Source organism: Pantoea sp. ACRSB, assembly GCF_022346905.1.
Classification (GTDB): Bacteria; Pseudomonadota; Gammaproteobacteria; order Enterobacterales; family Enterobacteriaceae; genus Pantoea; species Pantoea piersonii.
The window spans coordinates 112,784-130,911 of sequence record NZ_JAKRNL010000007.1; the positions used below are offsets into that span (position 1 = coordinate 112,784).

The 18,128-nt window shown below is 60.0% G+C and carries 11 protein-coding genes and 1 pseudogene; 9 read left to right on the forward strand and 3 right to left on the reverse strand.

Annotated elements, in window-relative coordinates; translation table 11 throughout:
* The 9 genes and pseudogenes from dppD to MHZ89_RS18770 all read left to right on the forward strand — a co-directional run bounded on the left by dppD (position 1) and on the right by MHZ89_RS18770 (position 13,676).
* Positions 1 to 987, forward strand: coding sequence for a dipeptide ABC transporter ATP-binding protein (gene dppD, locus MHZ89_RS18730; protein WP_311784223.1), 987 nt, complete (start codon positions 1 to 3; stop codon positions 985 to 987).
* Positions 977 to 1,999 (forward strand): dipeptide ABC transporter ATP-binding subunit DppF, encoded by a 1,023-nt coding sequence (gene dppF / locus MHZ89_RS18735; protein WP_311784224.1) that lies wholly within the window; start codon positions 977 to 979, stop codon positions 1,997 to 1,999. Before dppD ends, dppF begins: the two co-directional genes overlap by 11 nt.
* 450 nt (positions 2,000 to 2,449) lie before the next feature.
* Positions 2,450 to 3,001 carry a cellulose biosynthesis protein BcsO gene (gene bcsO, locus MHZ89_RS18740; RefSeq protein ID WP_311784225.1) on the forward strand — a complete coding sequence of 184 codons (552 nt, stop codon included), beginning with the start codon at positions 2,450 to 2,452 and terminating at the stop codon, positions 2,999 to 3,001.
* Positions 2,992 to 3,795: a cellulose biosynthesis protein BcsQ gene (gene bcsQ / locus MHZ89_RS18745; protein ID WP_311784226.1), complete on the forward strand. Its 804-nt coding sequence runs from the start codon at positions 2,992 to 2,994 to the stop codon at positions 3,793 to 3,795. The genes bcsO and bcsQ overlap by 10 nt, the downstream gene beginning before the upstream one ends.
* A gap of 49 nt (positions 3,796 to 3,844) precedes the next feature.
* Entirely contained in the window at positions 3,845 to 5,950 is a 2,106-nt protein-coding gene (bcsA, locus tag MHZ89_RS18750) for a UDP-forming cellulose synthase catalytic subunit (RefSeq protein WP_311784227.1), read from the forward strand.
* A complete protein-coding gene (gene bcsB / locus MHZ89_RS18755; RefSeq protein ID WP_311784228.1) occupies positions 5,947 to 8,400 on the forward strand; it encodes a cellulose biosynthesis cyclic di-GMP-binding regulatory protein BcsB in 2,454 nt (817 codons plus the stop codon). The genes bcsA and bcsB overlap by 4 nt, the downstream gene beginning before the upstream one ends.
* Positions 8,401 to 8,405: 5 nt before the next feature.
* Positions 8,406 to 12,216, forward strand: a pseudogene (locus MHZ89_RS18760) (cellulose synthase subunit BcsC-related outer membrane protein).
* The gene (gene bcsD / locus MHZ89_RS18765) at positions 12,216 to 12,659 is read left to right on the forward strand and encodes a cellulose biosynthesis protein BcsD (protein ID WP_311784229.1); all 444 of its coding nucleotides are present in this window, start codon (positions 12,216 to 12,218) and stop codon (positions 12,657 to 12,659) included. Before MHZ89_RS18760 ends, bcsD begins: the two are co-directional and overlap by 1 nt.
* Before the next feature lie 12 nt (positions 12,660 to 12,671).
* Positions 12,672 to 13,676: a glycosyl hydrolase family 8 gene (locus tag MHZ89_RS18770; protein WP_311784230.1), complete on the forward strand. Its 1,005-nt coding sequence runs from the start codon at positions 12,672 to 12,674 to the stop codon at positions 13,674 to 13,676.
* A 973-nt stretch (positions 13,677 to 14,649) separates the two neighbouring features.
* Here MHZ89_RS18770 and bcsG read toward each other — a convergent pair.
* From bcsG to bcsE, 3 genes are read right to left on the reverse strand one after another with little or no spacing between them, the layout of a single operon-like run.
* Positions 14,650 to 16,317, reverse strand: coding sequence for a cellulose biosynthesis protein BcsG (bcsG, locus tag MHZ89_RS18775; protein ID WP_311784231.1), 1,668 nt, complete (start codon positions 16,315 to 16,317; stop codon positions 14,650 to 14,652).
* Positions 16,317 to 16,505 carry a cellulose biosynthesis protein BcsF gene (bcsF, locus tag MHZ89_RS18780; RefSeq protein WP_311784232.1) on the reverse strand — a complete coding sequence of 63 codons (189 nt, stop codon included), beginning with the start codon at positions 16,503 to 16,505 and terminating at the stop codon, positions 16,317 to 16,319. The genes bcsG and bcsF overlap by 1 nt, the downstream gene beginning before the upstream one ends.
* Positions 16,502 to 18,043 (reverse strand): cellulose biosynthesis protein BcsE, encoded by a 1,542-nt coding sequence (gene bcsE, locus MHZ89_RS18785; RefSeq protein WP_311784233.1) that lies wholly within the window; start codon positions 18,041 to 18,043, stop codon positions 16,502 to 16,504. Before bcsE ends, bcsF begins: the two co-directional genes overlap by 4 nt.
* Positions 18,044 to 18,128: the final 85 nt, after the last annotated feature.

An 18,128-nucleotide genomic window follows, 5' to 3' on the forward strand; every position in this document is an offset into this window, starting at 1 on the left:
ATGGCGTTATTAAATGTAGATAAATTATCGGTGCATTTCGGCGACGATAAGGCACCGTTCCGCGCGGTAGACCGCATCAGCTATCAGGTAGAGCAGGGGCAGGTCGTGGGGATCGTCGGCGAGTCCGGCTCCGGCAAATCGGTCAGCTCGCTGGCGATTATGGGCCTGATCGATTTTCCCGGCAAAGTGATGGCGGAGAAGCTGGAGTTTAACCAGCGTGACCTGAAACGCATCTCCGAGAAAGAGCGCCGCCAGCTGGTAGGCGCAGAAGTGGCGATGATTTTCCAGGACCCGATGACCAGCCTTAACCCTTGCTACACCGTCGGCTACCAGATTATGGAAGCGATTAAGGTGCATCAGGGTGGCAACCGGCGTACCCGTCGTCAGCGCGCAATCGATCTGCTGACGCAGGTCGGCATCCCCGATCCGGCGTCGCGTCTGGATGTCTATCCGCACCAGCTGTCGGGCGGCATGAGCCAGCGCGTGATGATTGCTATGGCGATCGCCTGTCGGCCTAAGCTGCTGATTGCCGATGAGCCGACCACGGCGCTGGACGTGACCATCCAGGCGCAGATTATCGAGCTGCTGCTTGAGCTGCAGCAGCAGGAGAACATGGCGCTGATCCTGATTACGCACGATCTGGCGCTGGTGGCGGAAGCCGCGCATCACATTATCGTGATGTATGCCGGGCAGGTGGTGGAGAGCGGCAGGGCGAACGATATTTTCAAGGCGCCGCGCCATCCCTATACCCAGGCGCTGCTGCGTGCGCTGCCGGAATTTGCCGCCGACAAAGCGCGTCTGGCGTCGCTGCCGGGCGTCGTGCCGGGTAAATATGACCGTCCGGTCGGCTGCCTGCTGAATCCGCGCTGTCCGTACGCCACCGATCGCTGCCGTAAAGAAGAACCTGCCTTACGCGACATTCCGGGGCGTCAGTCCAAATGTCACTATCCGCTGGATGATGCCGGGAGACCAACCTATGAGTCTTGATAATACCAGGCAGGATTACCTGCTGCAGGCGATTGACCTGAAAAAACACTACCCGGTGAAGAAAGGCCTGTTTGGCCAGCAGCGCCTGGTGAAAGCGCTGGACGGTGTCTCCTTTAATCTGGAGCGCGGTAAAACGCTGGCGGTTGTTGGCGAGTCCGGCTGCGGTAAATCGACGCTTGGCCGCCTGCTGACCATGATCGAAACGCCGACCGAAGGCCAGCTCTACTGGCATGGTCAGGATCTGCTGAAGCACGATCCGCAGGCGCAGAAGCTGCGCCGCCAGAAAATCCAGATTGTGTTCCAGAACCCCTACGGTTCACTCAATCCGCGCAAAAAAGTCAGCCAGATCCTTGAGGAGCCGCTGCTGATTAACACCGCGCTGAGCAAGGCGGAGCGTAAAGAGAAGACGCTGGAGATGATGGCGAAGGTCGGCCTGAAAACCGAGCATTACGATCGCTATCCGCATATGTTCTCCGGCGGCCAGCGTCAGCGTATCGCTATCGCCCGCGGGCTGATGCTCGAACCCGACGTGCTGATCGCCGATGAACCGGTCTCGGCGCTTGACGTCTCTGTGCGCGCGCAGGTGCTTAACCTGATGATGGATCTGCAGCAGGAGATGGGCTTGTCCTACGTCTTTATCTCGCACGACCTCTCGGTGGTGGAGCATATCGCGGACGAGGTTATGGTGATGTATCTGGGCCGCTGCGTTGAGAAAGGCAGCAAAGAGGCGATCTTCAACAATCCGCGCCATCCTTATACTCAGGCGCTGCTGTCGGCCACGCCGCGTCTTAACCCGGACGATCGGCGCGAGCGCATCAAGCTGACCGGCGAACTGCCCAGCCCGCTCAGCCCGCCGCCGGGCTGCGCTTTTAACGCGCGTTGCCGCCGCCGTTTCGGCACCTGCGTGCAGCTACAGCCGAAGCTGAAGCGCTACGGCGATCAGCAAATTGCCTGCTTCGCCGTCGACCAGGATGAAAACCAGCCGGTCGGCGCGGCGGAAGGGATCGTTTAAAACAGAGGCTCCGTAAGGAGCCTTTTTACTGCCAAATCCTTCACTCCACCTGATGCATCGTCAGCCGCCGCGAAAAAAACCAGCGTAAAAGTTTATCGTCGCTGACGTGAGCAGCTGCTCGCTTCCTTTCCAGAAAGCATAAAAGCCTGTCAGTTTTTCATTAAGAAAAAACGTAATAAAGATTCAACGGTTTACTGGCTGCAACATAAAGGGGTGGGAATAAAAATAATGGCTGAAACTCAATCAATGCCTTAACTATTTTACTTAAGAACAATTAATTAATTTATTCACAAAACCGGCCGGAAAGAGTTATGCGGGTTTCAAACGGGGCATAAAGATACAAATATTTTATTGGATATGCGGTTTTTATAATCAGATTTTTCTCACTCAGCCTAAATGAATGTGATATATTCCCGGCAAATTTTTCCCCTTAATGCAGGCCATGGCTCGATGAAAAACTATGACGATTTGCAGCGTTTTAAAGAAAAAACGCAAACGCTCGATATCGCCTTCAAAGATATGTCAGGTCAGCTACAGGAACCCGCCGAAAATAGCCAGTGGGCGCTTATCCGTCAGCTCGCTCATGAAGATGCTTCTACGCCGTTCAGCGGCAGCCAGCGCATCGATCTGCCGCAGCCGCAGCCTTTGCGCGGCGATGAATTCCATCCGTCAGCCGCATCCCCGCTGTCGCGCCAGCCGGCCGCAGCGCGCAGCGCTATCCTCGACAGCCTTGCGCAAGGCGCGCCAGCCGCTGCCGCAGCGGATCTGTCGCTGTTCCCGCCGCCGGTCAGCGCGCCGCAGCCAGAAGCTCAGCCTGCGGCCGCAGCGGCGCAACCCGCTCAGGCATATATCGCGCCACATACTGCCCCTGCGCCGCACGCAGACACGGCGCGTCGCTTTGGCGGCCTGTTCCGCGCGCGCCGTAGCCGTAGCGAGCCGGTCAGCCTGTCGAAAGGGACCCTGCTCAAACCGTTACTGGAGAAGATTGCGTTATGCCGTTAGTTTGTGTGTGCTCGCCGAAAGGGGGAGTCGGAAAAACCACGCTGGCGGCTAATCTGGCCTGGGGACTGGCAAGGGCGGGCAGCAAGGTACTGGCGATCGACTTTGACGTGCAGAACGCCCTGCGGCTGCATTTCGGCGTACCGCTCAACGATGGTCGCGGCTTTGTCGCGCGTTCGGAAGAGCAGGCGGACTGGAGCCAGTCGATTCTCACCACCGGCGGCAATATTTTCGTTCTGCCCTACGGTGAGGTAACCGAGCCGCAGCGCGAGCGCTTTGAAGAAAATCTGGCGAAAGACCCCCACTTCCTGCGACGCGGGCTGGATACGGTACTGAATTATCCCGGTCTGGTAATTGTCGCTGACTTTCCGCCCGGCCCCGGCCCGGCGCTAAAAGCGATGAGCGCGCTGGCGGACATGCACCTGGTGGTCATGCTGGCCGATACCGCCTCGGTCTCATTGTTACCGCAAATTGAAAATAACCGCATGATTGGCCAGCCGCTGAATAATCGGCTTGGGCACTATTTCGTGCTAAATCAGAGCGACAACCGCCGCAATATCAGCCGCGACGTTACCGCTTTTATGCAGCAACGTCTGGGAGAGAACTTACTGGGCGTCGTGCATCGTGATGAAAGCGTGGCTGAAGCCAACGCCTCACAGCAATCCGTTTATGATTTCAGTCCGGCGTCCGCCGCCGCATTCGATATTGAACTCATTGGAAAACGCGTGGCGAACATCCTGAATATTTCCGTCGGCAATGGCGAAGTTCAGGCACCGATCCGCAGCAATCATTATTAATTGCCTGGCGTTGCCAGGCTATAAAACAGAGCTTTTCCCAGGGTGAATCATGAATAAGATCGGGTTTTACCTGTTGCTGCTGGTGCTTGCGCCAGTCGCAGCGGTGATCGTCATTACGCCGATGGACAGCCAGAAACAATATATATTTGGCTTAATCAGTATTTTGATGATGTTTTTACTGGGCTTCAGCAAAAGCCGCAAAATAACGGTAGTTATGGTTATTCTCTCTGCGCTGATGTCCACCCGATATATCTGGTGGCGCACCACTGAGACGCTCCATTTTAATTCCGAAACAGAAGCGATTCTCGGCATCGGCTTATATCTTGCCGAAATTTATGTCTGGCTGATTTTAATTCTCGGCTTTCTGCAAACCACCTGGCCATTAAAGCGCACCATCGAACCGCTGCCGGATGACGTCACTCTGTGGCCGACCGTGGACGTTTATGTGCCGACCTATAACGAAAGCCTCGACGTCGTGCGCGATACGGTGCTGGCGGCGCAGTGCATTGACTACCCGCGCGACAAGCTGAAGGTCTACCTGCTGGATGACGGCAAGCGGCCGGAGTTTGCGGTTTTCGCCGCCGATGTCGGCGTCGGCTACATTACGCGCGAGGACAACAGCCACGCTAAAGCAGGCAATCTGAACCATGCCATGAAGATCACTAAAGGCGAGCTGATCTGCATATTTGACTGTGACCACGTTGCCACGCGAACGTTTCTGCAGGCCACCGTCGGCCCTTTCCTGACCGATCCGACACTGGCGCTGCTGCAGACGCCGCACTACTTCTATTCGCCCGACCCCTTCGAGCGTAATCTGCGCGCGGCACGCACGATTCCCAACGAAGGCGCGCTCTTCTACGGGCCGGTGCAGCAGGGCAACGATAACTGGAACGCCACCTTTTTCTGCGGCTCCTGCGCGGTGATCCGCCGCGCAGCGTTGGAGGAGATCGGCGGCTTTGCGGTGGAAACGGTAACGGAAGATGCGCATACCGCGCTGAAAATGCAGCGTCGCGGCTGGGGATCGGCATTTCTGGCGATTCCGCTGGCAGCCGGTCTGGCGACCGAGCGTCTGGGTCTGCACGTCGTGCAGCGCACGCGCTGGGCGCGCGGCATGACGCAGATTTTCCGCGTCGATAACCCGCTGCTGGGGCGCGGCCTGAAATGGCAACAGCGTCTCTGCTATCTCAACGCGATGCTGCATTTCCAGTTCGGCCTGCCACGCGTGGTGTTTCTTACCGCGCCGCTCGCCTACCTGCTGTTCAACCTGAATATCATTCACTCGTCGGCGTCGCTGATCTTCGCCTATGTGTTACCGCACCTGGTAATGTCGCTCTACGTCAACTCGCGCATGAATGGACGTTTTCGCTACACCTTCTGGGGCGAAATCTACGAAACCGTAATGTGCTTCCATCTGGTGATCCCGACGCTGCTGACCCTGCTGTCGCCCAGACACGGCAAGTTTAACGTAACCGATAAAGGCGGCCTGCTCGATCAGGGCTTCTTCGACTTTCACATTGTGCGCCCGCACGTCATCGTGGCGGCGCTGCTGGCTATCGGCATTGCCGCCGGCGTGGTGCGCGCGGTAATGCACGACTACTTTGGCGTTGATCCCTGGGTTATCGCCCTGAACGTCGGCTGGGCCCTTTTTAGTTTGATTATTCTGATGGCGGCGATTGCGGTGGCGCGCGAAACCCGCCAGGTGCGTAAATCCATCCGCATTGAGGTCGAGATACCGGCGATTATCCACTACGCCAGCGGCATCTCGTCGCGCACCCGCACCAGCGATCTCTCAATGGGCGGCGCGCAGCTGGATGCGCCGGATAACCGTCACGAAACCGATGAGATTGAAGAGATCGATCTGCTACTGCAGTCGGGTGCCATAACCATTCCGGTAAGCAAAATTTCCGGCGACGATAAGTCGATTCGTCTGCGCTTCGCCGCGATGCCGCTGGCGCGCCGCCGCGAGCTGGTGCGCGTGGTGCTGGCGCGCGCCGACGCCTGGCTCCAGCCGGAGTATAAAAAAGACAATGCGCTGCTGTCGCTGGGCACCATTATTCGCACCGTGTTCGAACTGTTCTGGCTGAGCTGGAAAGATCGGCGCGCCGGAGGCAAAGCGGCCGCGCCTGCGGCGGCAAAAGAGGACGGCGCAGCATGAAAATCCTGAGACATACGCTGCTGGCGTCATCGCTGGCGACAGCGCTGTGGCTGACCGCCGGCTGGGCGGAACCCTCCGCTAATCCCGATGCGCCGGTTAACAGTGCCGCGCCCGTCGCGCCGGAGCCAGGCATCACGACGACCCAGGAAAACAGCGCGCTGTCGGCGCTGCCGCAGCCGGACGGGCTGGAGCAGCCCGATCCGCAGCTTTCGTCCGCCGCCTCCGCCGCGCCCTTTGTGCCGGGCCAGCCGGTCGCCGCGCCTGCGCCTGCCGCCGCGCTGAATCAGCCGATCAGCAACACCATTTCCGTGGCGCAGATGGGCCAGCAGCAGGGCATTACCCTGACCGGCGGCCAGCTGCAGTCCGGTATCATCTTTACCCTGCCGGGCGATGAGGTGATCACCAACGCGCATCTGAATCTGTCGCTGCGCGTTTCCCAGGCGCTGGCAGCGCGCAACACTTCGCTGCAGCTGATGCTCAACGGCCAGCCGCTCGGCACGCTGCCGCTTGGGGCCAGCGACAGCGACGTCAGCGACTATCAGCTGGAGATCCCCGCCGCAATGGTGGTCGCCAGCAATAACCTCAGCTTCAAGATTAACGATGCGGATAAGCTGCTGTGCGAAAAAGAGAGCGCGAAAAATTATCAGGTCACCATCCTGCCGAAAACCACGCTGAGCCTGGAAGGGCAGCAGCTTAATATCGGTACGCGGCTGCGCAACTTTCCACGTCCCTTTATCGATCCGCTGCGCATGACGCCAGCGTCGGTCTCTATGGGCTTCGCCAGCAACGTCGCGCCGGATGCGATCTCCGCCGCCGCACTGGTGGCGTCGTGGCTCGGCATTCAGAGCGACTATCGCGGTATTCGCTTTCCGGTAACGCGCGGCGAGCTGCCAGAGCAAAACGGCATCCTGTTTGGCCATCCGGGCGATCGAATCGGTACGCTGACTCTGCCGCAGACCAGCGGCCCGCAGCTGACGCTGGTGGATAATCCCAATAACCCGGTTTACAAACTGCTGCTGGTTACGGGCGAGGATGACGCCCGGCTGCGTCAGGCGGCTTTGCGTCTCACCACCGGGCCGCTGAATACCGACGCCAGCAGCCTCGCCGTCCAGCCGCAGGCGATCGTCAGCCGCAAGCCCTACGACGCGCCGCGCTGGATCAACACCAGTCGTCCGGTACGCCTGAACGCGCTGCTGGACCCGAATCAGAGCCTGACGTCGACCGGCATCTGGCACGACGCGCTGCGCGTCAACTTCCGCGCCGCGCCGGACCTCTTTCTGTGGGACGGCGATACTGTGCCGGTGAACCTGAACTATCGCTTCCCGTCGGAGAGCTGGATCGACGAGAACAACTCCTTCCTGAATGTGATGCTTAACGGCACCTTCCTGCGCAACCTGACGGTCAATAAAGTGGGCCTGCTGGAGCAGGCCTGGCACCGTCTGGGCGGCGACGCGCGGCAGGAGCAGTATCAGCTGCACCTCGATCCCTGGCTGATTTACGGCGATAACCAGCTGTCGCTTTACTTCAATATCAGGCCAAAAGCGGATGCGCCCTGCGGCGTGCTGATGAACAACAACATCAAGAGCCGCATAGAAGAGGCGTCATGGATCGATCTGAGCCATACGCGTCATTTTGCGCTGCTGCCGAATCTTTCTTACTTTGTCGGCGCGTCGTTTCCCTTTACGCGGCTGGCGGACTTTAGCCAGACCACGCTGCTGATGCCGGAAAATCCAGGCAGCGCCGAAATCGCCACGCTGCTCGATCTGGCGGCGCGCGCCGGCAACGCCACCGGCGCGGCGCTGACGCAAAACCAGGTTATCTTCGGTCTGCCACACGGCGGCACCAGCCTGGCGCGGCTGGCGAAAAGCGACGTTCTGGCGATCAGCACTACCGGCGACAGGGACTTTAACCAGCAGATGCTGGCGCGTTCGCCGTTTGAAACCAACGGCAGCACCTTTGGCGTTAAAACGCCCTCTACGCTCGACAGGCTGCGCAGCTGGCTAACCGGCGACTGGTATCGGCAGCCGCTGGACGCCGATCGCTACTTCTCCTCGAACGAAGCATGGCGCGGCTTTGTCAGCTATCGCTCCCCCTGGAATCGCGATCGCACCGTGGTAATGACGGTGGCCACCAGCGACGAACAGCTGCTGCGGCTGCATGACGATTTGAACTCAGCGCGCATCAACGCGGCGATCCGCGGTGATACCGCCATCATCACCGATGAAAACGGCATTCGCAGCTTCCGCGTCGGCCCTCAGTATCCGAGCGGCGAAATGCCCTGGTACATGATGGTGGTGTGGTACGCCAGCCAGCATTCAGTGCTGTTGGCGCTGGCGGCGCTGATCCTTGCCGGGCTGGCGGGCGTCGCGGTTTTCGCTATGTTGCAGCGCCATGCGCGGCGTCGGCTCGATCCGCAGAACGTACGCGATTCCGGTAAGAAGTCAGGATAAAAATAATGAAACTAAATCAGTTAAGCACCGGGATTCGCCGCACGCTGCTGCTGGGCGGTACGCTGACCTTCTCTTTGCCGCTGCTGGCGGCGGAAAGCACCAACCCCGCCCTGCAGGCGCTGTTCGATCAGGCAGCCTACTGGCATCAGAAAGCGCATGACGATTTAGCGAAGTCTGCGCTGCAAAAAGTGGTGATGGTTGAGCCGAATAACGTTCAGGCGCTCTATCTGCTGGCGCTCTACTCGCAGCAGAGTGGCGACGTCGACGGCGCGGCGCGCTACCGTCAGCAGTTGAGCAGCGTTTCGCCGCAGGATGCGCGGCTGAGCGAGCTGGACAATGCGCGTCAGCTGCAGACTATCCCGCAGGCGCAGCTATCGCTGGCGCGCCAGCAGGCGCGCAGCGGCAATATCGCCGCGTCACTGCAGACGTGGCGTAATACCTTTAACGGCAACGAACCGCCTGCCAGCGTGGCTGGCGGAGTATTATCTGACGATGGCGGGCGACCGCACGCTGCTGCCGCAGGCGGTCGAAGCGCTGCGGCAATTCTCGGCGGCGCATCCACAGGATACCGGCGCCAGACTGGCGCTGGGCAAAGCCCTGACCTATCAGGACGCGACGCGCCGCGAGGGCATCGATCTGCTTGGTACGCTGGCGGACGGCAATCAGGAGGCCGATCGCTCGCTGCGACAGGCGCTGATGTGGCTTAATCCACAGGCAGAGGACGCCGCGCGTTATCAAACCTGGCAGCAGCGCCATCCGCAGGACACCGCGGTGATGGATTACTACCATAAAAACGTCGGCGGCGCTGAAAAGGGCGCGGGTTTTAGCGCGCTTAACAGCGGGGACGTCAGCGGCGCGCAAAACAATTTTGAAAAAGTGCTGAGCGCTAACCCGCAGGACGCCGACGCGCTGGCGGGCATGGGCTATGTCGCGCAGCGCGGCGGCCGCTACGGCGAAGCGGCGGACTATCTGCAACGCGCAGCGCAGCTCGGCGGCGAACAGGGCGCGGAACGCCAGCAGCAGGCCAGCGACGCGCGCTTCTATGCCCAGCTGGCGGCGGCGCAGCAGGCGCTGAAAAGCGGCGACAGCGCGCAGGCGCTCTCGCTCAGCGAGCCGTTGACTCAGGCGGAAGGCGAAAAGGGCGTTGCCGCGAAGCTGTTTCGCGCCGACGTGCTGCGCCGCAGCAACCAGTTCAGCGAGGCGGAGCAGGCCTACCGGGCTATCCTGCAAAGCGACGCGAACAACCGTAGCGCGAAAGAGGGATTGTTTTATGTGCTGCGCCAGCAGAACCGCAGCGCCGAAGCCAGTTCGTTGCTGCCGTCGCTGCCCGACAGCGTAAGGCAGAGCGTGGCACCGCGCGGCAACAGCAGCGATCCCATTCGTCAGCAGGCGAAGCGCGAGCAGCAGGCGGGTAACATCCGCGCGGCGATGGTCACCCTGCAGCAGGGAATTCAGCGCTATCCCAACGACGGCTGGCTACGTCTCGATCTGGCGCGCCTTTACCGCGCGCAGGGCGATACGCAGCAGGCCGCCAGCGTTATGGTCGCTGCGATGCGCGACGGCGCAAGCGTCGGCGAGCGCTATGCCGCTGCCATTAACGCCAGCGAAAGCGGGGGCTGGCAGCAGGCCAGTTCGCTGCTGGCGGGTATCCCTGCCAGCGCCCAGACGCGCGACATGCGCGAGCTGGCTCAGCGCGTAAACTTCAATCTGCAGATGGCGACCGCCGATCAATACCTGACACAGGGCGCAAACGCGGCTGCCGCCAACACGCTGAAGGCGCTGGCGCAGACTCCGCCGACGAATCCGGTGGACGCAGGCAATCTGGCGCAGAAGCTCGCCAGAGCAGGCGAGGTCGCCGCCGCCGTCGCAATCGTGCGCGACAATATGCAGCGCGGCGTACAGGGCAATGCGGGCGACTACGCGGCGCAGGTTGCGGTGCTGAATCAGGCAGGCCTTGGCAGCGAAGCGCAGCGCTTTCTCAGCCGACCTGAACTGCAGGCGCGCAGCACGCCGACGCAGCTGGCGGGCATTCGCAACGGCTACGTAATTAACGAGGTCGATCGCCTGCGCGAGCAGAAACAGTACGCCGCCGCCTATGACAAGCTGATCGGCGCCTTACAGCACGATCCGCAGAACCGCGATCTGATGTTCGCCATGGCCCGTCTCTATCAGGACGGCAAGATGAACAAAGAGGCGGGCGTGGTCTATGACTATCTGATGACCCAGGACACAGCGACCCAGGATGCGCGCGTCGGCGCTATCAATGTGGCGCTGGCGCAAAACAATCTGCAGCGCGTCAACGAACTGTCTCGTGGCCTGCAGGCGCAGCAAACGCCGGAACGCCTGCTGCTGCTGGCGCGCGTCGCCGACGCTAACGGCGATCGCGCCCAGGCGATAAGCTACCTGCGTAGCGCGCGCGGCCAGCTGACGGGTCTGCAGGGAGCGCAGAGCGGCGAGACACCCACCATCGGCGGGCTGGCGCTGGCGGATAATCCTTTTATCAACCGCAGCACCTCACCGGTAGGACGTTCGGCTTCCAGCTACGGCAGGGTACTGCCGTGGCAGAGCGCGCCGGCTGACGTGGTGCGCGGCGGCGAGGCGGCGGCGCTGGCGGGGGGCGACAATTCCTCGCTGCAGCAGGCGCGCACTCTGCATCAGATCGACAGCATGATGGAAGGACTGCAGGAGCAAACCGGCAGCTGGGCGCAGGGTCAGGTGCAGGTGCGCGGACGTGACGGCGAGTCAGGCCTCAGCAAGCTGACCGAAGCGAAAGCGCCGCTGACCTTCTCAACTGTGCCCTTTGGCAATGCGCGTTTCGATTTCACTATGACGCCGGTCTCGCTGACGGCGGACAGCGCGGCGGGCGACGCGTGGCGTCGCTTCGGCAGTAATGCGCTTGAGCAGGCCAAAGTGGTTGCCGCAGGCGGCGCGAAGGTGACCGATGTGCCGAGCGCCTCTACCGATTCGCAAAAGGCGTCCGGCGTAGAGCTTAACCTGGCGCTGAAAGGCGACAGCTATAAGATCGACCTCGGCAGCACGCCGCTGGGCCAGGATCTCAGCACGCTGGTGGGCGGCGTGCAGTGGTCGCCGAAGCTGACCGACTTCCTGACGCTCATCCTCACCGGCGAGCGTCGCGCAATGACAGACAGCCTGCTCTCGTATGTCGGCGCGCAGGACAAAGCGAGCGGCAAACGCTGGGGCAGCGTCACCAAAAACGGCGGCAACGCGCTGTTGAGCTATGACAACGGCGATGCTGGCTTTTACGTTGGCGGCGGCGCCTACCGCTACGCTGGCGAGAATGTGGCGAGCAACAACAGCCTCAACGCCACGGCGGGCGCTTACGTGCGGCCTTTCCATACCGACGATCGCGAGCTGAAGGTCGGCATGAGCCTGAACTGGATGGATTTTTCGAAAAACCTCAGCTATTTCAGCTATGGCCAGGGCGGTTACTTCAGCCCGCAAGACTATGTAGCGGTCTCTTTCCCCGTGGATTTTACCCGCAAGTTTGACGATCTAAGCCTGAAGATCGGCGGCTCGGCTGGCTACCAGTCCTATAGTCAGGATCGCAGCGCTTACTTCCCCAACGATCCCTCTCTGCAGGCGCAGCTGGAATCCTATGCCGCGAGCGGCGCGGTGAAGAGCGCTTACTATAGCGGCGGCGGCAAAAGTGGCATCGGCTATAACCTGCATGCCGGCGCGGACTACAAGGTGAACAAAGATGTCACCATTGGCGGTCAGCTTGGCTACGACACCTTTGGCGACTACAGCGAAAGTACGGCACAGCTCTACTTCCGCTATCTGTTTGGAGATAACTAATGGGTGAGCATATGGGCGCGGTAAGCCACACGCATCAGCCTGGCTGGTTCGACTTGGTCAGCGTGATGATGGAAGGGATGCTCGCGAATGCGGGCAGAGAAGAGGCGGAGGCGTTTCTCTACAGCATGGGCGAATCGCTGGCGGCACGCTATCCTTTGCCTGACGCGCGTACGGTGCAGGATCTGGAGCGCGACATGAATTTGCAGCTGGCCCGCTTTAGCTGGGGGTTTGTTCAGCTACAGCCGCAAGACGCGGCGATTCTGCTGAAGCATCATGCGCTTCCTGCGGGCGACGGCGCGCTGGACGCGGAAAGCTGGCAGTTGGCGATGGCCGCTGTGCTGGCGGGACTTTACGGCGGCTGGCTGCGCGCCCAGGGCGGCGGCGCGGCGGTTGCGGTAACGCTGGAGTTTAACGATGGCAATACGCTGCACTATCGGTACTAACGGAGCGATGAGATGACAAAGCCAGCCTGGCTGAGATGGGTGATTTTTTTCATGGTGATGATGGTAAGCGCGCAGGCTTCGGCCGACGGCTGGAGCACCTTCAAGAGCCGCTTTTTAACCCCGGAAGGACGTATTGTCGATAACGCCAACAATAACGTCAGCCATACGGAAGGGCAGGGATACGGCATGCTGCTGGCGGTGGCGAACGACGATCGCGCCACGTTCGATAAGCTGTGGGGCTGGACGCGCCAGCACCTGCTGAATACGCAAAACGACCTCTTTTACTGGCGCTATACGCCAGATGTGAGCGATCCGGTAGCGGATAAGAATAACGCCTCCGACGGCGACGTGCTTATTGCCTGGGCGCTACAGCGCGCGGCCGATAAATGGTCTTCGCAGGCCTATCAGCAGGCGTCGGATCGGATTCAGCGCGCCATTGTGAAGCATAACGTGGTGACCTTCGCCGGCCATACGGTAATGCTGCCGGGCGCGCAGGGTTTCAACAAGAGCAGCTATGTCGTGCTGAACCCCTCTTATTTTCTCTTCGAGGCCTGGCGCACCTTTGCCGACCACAGCCATCTCAAGGTGTGGAACACCTTGATTGATAACGGCATGGATCTGCTGGGCGCAATGCATTTCGGCAAAACGGGTCTGCCGCTCGACTGGGTGGCGCTGAATGCTGACGGCTCGGTCGCGCCAGCGGTGGGCTACTCCGGCCGCTTCAGCTACGATGCGATTCGCGTGCCGCTCAATATCTGGTGGTATGACCCGCAAAGCCTGCGTCTGGTGCCGTTTCAGAACGTCTGGCAGCGTTACGGCCGCCTGACGACGCCCGCCTGGTTCGACGTGCTGGGCAACAGCAACGCGCCTTATAATCTTGATGGCGGCTTGCTGGCGATCCGCGATCTGACGCTGAACGAGACGGGGTATATCAGCGACCGGATTGCGCCGGATCAGAACTACTTTTCCGCCAGTTTGCAGCTGCTGGTGTGGCAGGCATTGCAGGAGAAGCGCTAAGCGTTTACCTGCTGCGCAGGGACTCTGGCTTCGCTGTGTGAATGGGCGCTAAGCAGAGGGTGTTTGCAGCCGTCGAACCCTGGCGCGGGTTTTGTTCGCCTGGCAGCGGGGGCTTCAGTGCAGGTTTCGTTCGCACGACAGGCGGGGGCTTTAGTGCAGGTTTCGTTCGCTTAACAGCGGAGGAGCCTCAGCGCAGGTTTCGTTCGCCCAACAGCCGGGCAGTTTCATCCCGCCCTCTGCGGACGACCGAGCAGGGCCGCAAGGCGTCGGCCCTGCACCCGCGCCCTGGGCCAGCTTCGCCGCCCGCTACGCGGGTTCCTTCGCTTCGTCAGGATTTCTGACGGACCGGCTGGATTCGCCATCCCTGGCTCATGCCAGCCTCTTCGCGGCATCCCTGCCGCTCGTCCTGAAATCCCTCCTCCGCTCAGCGGCTGCGATGGCCCCCACAACCCTCGCTGCAAGTTCTGTTTTTTTACCAACGGCCTTATGGCTGTATGCGCGAACCCTGCATTCAGACAGCACAGCCTTTTATAAAAATGAGAAATCACAGGCGAGGGTGTGACAGAGGCATCCGACACGCTGAGGCGCGCGCGGCGGCCAGGACGAGCCGACAGGACGTCGGCGAGAGCGCGGCATGAGCCAGGACGGCGAATCCGCGCGGTCCGTAAGGCTGACGTAAGCAACGAAGGGACCGCGCGGAGCGCGGCGTGGAGGCTGCCGGAAGCCGGGATTGTTAAGGGGCTGGCGAGCCCCTTAACACGCACGCCGGCAGCGCAGCTGCTGAAACTCCCCGACGCCTGGCGGGCGGAACCTGCACAGAGCCAGCCGTTCGCGCAGCGAACGCCATGCAAACCCCAGGCGGGCGGAACCCGCACAGAGCCGTTCGCGCAGCGAACACAAACCCGCCTGCATACCATGCAAACCAGCCGGGCGAAACCCGCTCATCGCCAGCCATTCGCGCAGCGAACCCCGCTTACTGCGGATAAGCCACCCAGTCACCGCCGTTCAACCGGATCCAGGGCTTGCCCTGATACATCATCACCACGGCATTGTCATTCTCCGAGACAACTGGCGTCTGCGGCAGCTTGTCCGCCAGCACCGACATATTCACGTTCGGTGCGTTAAATACCTGACCGTCCACTACGCGAGAAACCAGTTCGGAAATCGCCAGCAGGCTGGTGGGCGCATCAATGGTTAACGGCTGGCCCTGATGCGGCGCCTTCATGCCGACAAACTTAATGCCAACCGGCACATGAGTAATGCTCGGGCTGGGAATATCGCGCAGGCCAGACATCTGCATCTTGTCGCCCTGCAGCGCCGCGCCATGCTCCGGCACCACCAGCACCATCACGCGTCGTCCCGACTTCTCAAGATTCGTCAGGAAGGCGTCAAGCTGATCGAACAGCACCTGCGCGCGCGGCTTCCACGGCGCGGTTTGAGTGCTGCCCAGATCGCGCGTGCCGTCATGCAGCGGGATCAGGTTATAGAACGTGGCGCTGCGCGCGTCGCTGCTCTTGCTGCGATCGTCAAGCCAGCGCTGCAACAGCTGCGCATCGTTGAACACTGGCGATCCGTCAAATGAGGTCAGCTCCGGCGCAATACCCGCCTGCGACATCAGCGGTGCCTGAATATTGCCGTCGTCGCGCAGCTCCTTCAGATAGTTACCAAACACGCCGGTGTGGTCCATCATTAGCTGCTCTTTAAAGCCCAGCTTCGCCAGATTATCAAACAGATAGCAGTTCGCATCGGTCGGCTTATAGAGGTCGCTGTGCGAGGTCTGACCGCAGCTGGCGCGCAGCAGACGAATACCCGCCGGGCCGCTGTAGCCGGTAGCGGAGTTGTAGTTGTTCAGTACGATATCAAAGTGCTGCCACAGCGGATGGCTGCGCAGCTGAGAGACGTCCATATCCGACCAGGCGAGCGAACAGATATTCACCACCAGAATGTCGAACGGCTGCGAATCTGCCGGCAGGCTGTCGGGAAAATGGGTCACGCGCTTGCGTTCGCTGTCGTAAAAGCGGTTCAGCCAGGCGGTAAGATTGGCACTGGTGGGCGGCGCCGACTGATCAAGACCGTCCGGCGCGCTGGCGGCCTGCGGCTGACCGGCGGCAGGGGTCTGATTCAGCACCACTTCCGGCGTGGCGGCTTTGGTTGGCAGCAGCGACAGCGCGGGGCCAGCGATAGTCAGCACGTTAAGCCAGATCAGCATCAGGGAGACCAGCACCGTCACGCGTATCCACTGCGAGATAAACAGATAGAGCACCAGCAGCGCAAAGGCGGCGCCGACCATCTGCCAGTTAATGAAGCGATTAACCAGATCGAGCAGATAGGCGCCGGAGAAGCCCGCCACCTGGTTGCCCTGGCTAAGGATACTCTCTATGCCCGGCAGCCAGGTATCGTGCCAGAACAGGCCGAAGCCGATGGGAAGCGATATCCAGCTGCGAAGACGATGCAGGCGCGGCGAGGGTAGGGGGAATAACAGCCAGGCCAGGAATACCAGATTGCTCAGCGCGTGGAAATTGAGATAGCCGTACCACAGCAGGCCGAACTTAAGCAGAAAATAGAAATTCCAGCCGCCCAGCCCGCGCCAGTAAGACCATACGCGGGAAGAGTGAGCGGAAGTGGATTGATCGTTATTCATTAATGATTTGCATCCTTTTTCGAGGATTTACGCTGCCAGTGACCTTCAGACTTTAGCGCACGAGCGGGCAGCAGGCGATTCAACATGCCGTTCCAGCGACTCGGCAGCCATTGCCGATATAACGGCTTTAAAAACAATAAAATAACCAAAATTAAGAGCGCAATTTGCACCCAGTCCATCAGGTTCATCGGGTTTTACTCTCCGCCAGTAAAATGATGGGCTGCGGCGTGGGACGCTCGCGGGTTTCAACCGGTTCCGCGGCGGGCTGCGTTGGCTGAAGTTCCGGTGTAATGTCCTGCAGCGCATTGGGCGTCAGGTTCTTTATGTTATTGATTTCAGCCAGAATTTGATTGTCCTCAAACCATACCAGCCGGTTAGCGAAAAGCTCGTCATGCGGCAAAGAAAAGATAAATTTCAACGCTTTATCAAGATCGTTATAGCGGCAGGAGGAGAGAAAAAGAATGACGCGATCGTCCAGCACCGTGACCAGATCGCCGAAGCGGCGCGGTTTGCACAGGGTTAAAATCTGCTGCGGTTTGAGCTGCGGCACCGGGCGCAGCGCCACCAGCAAACCTTTATCGTTCTCCGGCAGCAGCGTATTGCCAATCAGCTGTCCTACCGCCTGACAGAAGGCGTCGAGACGCAGATAGCCTTTCTCCTGCAGTGGTTGCAGCGCGGCGGTCAACGCATCCAGGTTGGCAGGCACGCGGCGGTTGAATACCTGACCCTGCAGGCCTTCCAGCGTTGTCAGGAAGCGCGACATGGTGGCGCTGGTCGGCACAATGGCGCTGACGCCGCACGCCAGCAGCAGGCGCTCATCGCTGTAGCGAAGGCTGGTGCCCATCTCGCGCACCACGATTTTTAAGCCGTTGCCGCGCGCGCGGCGCAGGCTGTGCACCATTTTCGCCAGCTCGCCGATGTAGTCGCTGCGGGTCAGGCTGAAAACCACCGTCGCGGCGCTCGCCTGCTGCGCGCGGAAAAAGACCTGTTCATTATCATCAAAGAGCTGCCACTGACGGGAGAGCGGCGGCGCGCCCTCCAACACTATTTTATCCGCAAGATAATGTTGCTCGTCGTTAAGGCTGAGCGGTTCCTGCTTTTCATTTTCATTTACGGCGTAAAAACGATCGTCTTTGCAGTCAAGCCGAATGGCGCGATCGGCGAGCAACCGATCGCCGGCGTACCACCAGTTAATTCGATATTGCCAGCTATCCTGTTGAAAAGTTAAATGAGCCACGCCGTCCAGCTGGCGAAAATAACGCTGAAGATTATTACGCAGGTTAATTATCGTTGCGCCTGACGTGACCATTAAAAGCGTCATCTGCTTTTTATTCAGCACCCGGCGCATACGCTTTATCCAGGAGGTTAACTCCGCGTCGTCAAGTTTATCCCACTGCGCCGCGCCGCTGTTAAAAATCACCAGGCCGTTTTTACTGCTGAGTTTACGGGTAAAGTCGCTCTCCAGACGCAGCAGGCTGCTTTTATTTTTAGGAAGAGAAAACAGTGGGATACGATCAGGCCCGCCTGCAGGGTCCGGCGTCAAAAGATCGCGTGGCTTTTCGTCTGCGCTGATAAGGGTGACGGATTGCTGTGCCGAGATGGCCTGGCGAATAAAAGCGCGCGCGTCTTCCTGACGCGCGCAGGTTACCCAATAACAGCCGGGCGTTTGCAATACCGTTAATTCAGGCTGAACCTGCAACAGCCCCAGCGCAAAGGAATTTTTCATATTGAATTCGCGATTTGTCCAGTCCAGGCTAGCTTATTATAGACGGGGCAGGATGAAACCAAAGAAATTTAAAAATACTTTATGG

Excerpts from the sequence above, each read along its gene's own strand:
- dppD (WP_311784223.1), top strand. The coding sequence starts at position 1 with ATGGCGTTATTAAATGTAGATAAATTATCGGTGCATTTCGGCGACGAT.
- dppF (WP_311784224.1), top strand. The coding sequence starts at position 977 with ATGAGTCTTGATAATACCAGGCAGGATTACCTGCTGCAGGCGATTGAC.
- bcsO (WP_311784225.1), top strand. The coding sequence starts at position 2,450 with ATGAAAAACTATGACGATTTGCAGCGTTTTAAAGAAAAAACGCAAACG.
- bcsQ (WP_311784226.1), top strand. The coding sequence starts at position 2,992 with ATGCCGTTAGTTTGTGTGTGCTCGCCGAAAGGGGGAGTCGGAAAAACC.
- bcsA (WP_311784227.1), top strand. The coding sequence starts at position 3,845 with ATGAATAAGATCGGGTTTTACCTGTTGCTGCTGGTGCTTGCGCCAGTC.
- bcsB (WP_311784228.1), top strand. The coding sequence starts at position 5,947 with ATGAAAATCCTGAGACATACGCTGCTGGCGTCATCGCTGGCGACAGCG.
- bcsD (WP_311784229.1), top strand. The coding sequence starts at position 12,216 with ATGGGTGAGCATATGGGCGCGGTAAGCCACACGCATCAGCCTGGCTGG.
- MHZ89_RS18770 (WP_311784230.1), top strand. The coding sequence starts at position 12,672 with ATGACAAAGCCAGCCTGGCTGAGATGGGTGATTTTTTTCATGGTGATG.
- bcsG (WP_311784231.1), bottom strand. The coding sequence starts at position 16,317 with ATGAATAACGATCAATCCACTTCCGCTCACTCTTCCCGCGTATGGTCT.
- bcsF (WP_311784232.1), bottom strand. The coding sequence starts at position 16,505 with ATGAACCTGATGGACTGGGTGCAAATTGCGCTCTTAATTTTGGTTATT.
- bcsE (WP_311784233.1), bottom strand. The coding sequence starts at position 18,043 with ATGAAAAATTCCTTTGCGCTGGGGCTGTTGCAGGTTCAGCCTGAATTA.